General features: G+C 69.4%; 3 protein-coding genes. 2 read left to right on the top strand and 1 reads right to left on the bottom strand.

Features of this window, described 5'->3' with window-relative positions:
* Positions 1–717: AMP-binding protein (locus tag AC2VOR_RS09100; RefSeq protein ID WP_486963646.1), on the bottom strand; the 717-nt coding region annotated here is incomplete at its 3' end.
* Between the two features lie 140 nt (positions 718–857).
* Between AC2VOR_RS09100 and AC2VOR_RS09095 the strand changes: the two genes are divergently transcribed.
* Positions 858–1,313 carry an SRPBCC family protein gene (locus tag AC2VOR_RS09095; protein WP_369738624.1) on the top strand — a complete coding sequence of 152 codons (456 nt, stop codon included), beginning with the start codon at positions 858–860 and terminating at the stop codon, positions 1,311–1,313.
* A gap of 86 nt (positions 1,314–1,399) precedes the next feature.
* On the top strand, positions 1,400–1,715 hold a 316-nt coding region (locus AC2VOR_RS09090), incomplete at its 3' end, for an FAD-dependent oxidoreductase (protein WP_486963645.1).

Below are 1,715 nucleotides of genomic sequence, written 5' to 3'. Positions count from 1 at the left end.
GACGCCGTGGGTGTTTCGGTCCAGCAGGTCGATGGACAGGATCATCTGGGTCAGGTTGGTGCCGACCGCCCGGTGGGTGATCTCCACGCCGACCGGGGGGCGCGTCGCGCCGGAGGTGTACTGCAAGTGCGAGACGTCGTCCATGCCGAGCTCGGTGGGGGCGAACGACTCCCCCTCCGAGTCGGGGATCTGATCGATGAGCAAGACCTGCGGACGTTGCGGGCGCGGCAGGTTGGTCAGGAAGTCCTCGACGGCGCCCGCGGCCTCCGTCGTGGTGAGGATCACCGACGGCTGCGAGTCGCGCAGCGCCGTGTCGAGGCGTTCGGCGTGGCCCGGCAGTTCGGGCGCGAACAGCGGCACGGCGATGGCGCCGGCCTTGATCGCCGCGTAGAACCCGGCGACGTAGTCGATGCCCTGCGGTGCGAGGACCGCGACCCGCTCGCCGCGGCTCGCGGCGCGCTGCACCCGGGCGCCGATGGCCTGGAGCCGGGCGCCGAACTGTGTCCAGGTCACCCCTTCGGCGCGGCCGTCGGCACCGTGGTTGTAGTCCAGGTAGCGGTAGGCCACGGTGTCGCCGACGTTCGCGACGTTGCGCTCGATCAGGGAGATCAGCGTGACGTCCGGGGGCAGCACGATCTCGCCGTTGGCGTCCAGGCAGTCCTCGATGTCGAGGAGCCCGGGGACACTCCTGTCGCTCTGCGGGGAACCGGAATTCATAAGCGCAGTGTAGGCAACGGCGACCCCGCGCCGACCGGCTCCGCGGCGTGATCGCCGGAGGCCGACTCGGTGCGCGGTACGGTACCAGCAACGCCGTTCGAGGTCGCTCGCGTTTGCCGGGCAGAGCCAGGGAGGAACGTATGTCGGGTCGTAGGTTCACCTTCGAGATCAACCGGACCAGCAGCGCGCCGGCCGCGACGCTGTTCGGGCTGGTGACCGACGGCGCGAACTGGTCGAAATGGGCCAAGCCAATAGTGTTTCAGTCGAGTTGGGCGCGGCAGGGTGACCCGGCACCTGGTGGCGTTGGCGCCATTCGCAAGGTCGGGATGTGGCCGGTGTTCGTGCAGGAGGAAACCGTCGAGTACGAACCGGATCACCGCCACGTCTACAAGCTGGTCGGGCCCGCGAGCCCGGTCAAGGACTACCGCGGCGAGGTGACCCTCACCCCGAACCCCGCCGGCGGCGCCGACATCCGCTGGACCGGCTCGTTCGTCGAGGGTATCCGCGGCACGGGACCGCTGATGCGGGCGGCGCTGGGGGGCGCGGTGCGGTTTTTCGCCGATCGGCTGGTCAAGGCGGCCGAACGGCAGGGCTGACCGTTATCCCTCTGTCGCACAAGCGCTTTCGCGGGCAGTAAGCGGCGATGTAGCGGGTCGCCACGGAGATCACTAAGCTGGGCTAAGTGATTGGTGTCGTCATCGCGGGTGCCGGCCCCAACGGGCTGATGCTGGCCGGCGAACTCGGGTTGGCCGGGATCCGTCCCGTCGTGCTGGACCCGATGCCGGGGCCCAACCCGCAGCGACGAGCCAACGGCATTTTCGGCCAAGGGGTTCGGATCCTCGACCACCGTGGTCTCTACGGCGCCCTCGCCGGTACCGACGAACCACTCCGGCGCAACCCCCGCCCGATGTTCGCCGCCTTCCCGCTGGATCTGACGCAGGTGCCGGATTCGCAGGTCTTCCTGCTCCCCGTGCAGCAGCCCAGGCTCGTGCAGGTGC

The sequence above is a fragment of the Mycobacterium sp. TH-M103 genome (assembly GCF_057473785.1).
This window is presented reverse-complemented; position numbering and strand designations above follow the sequence as displayed.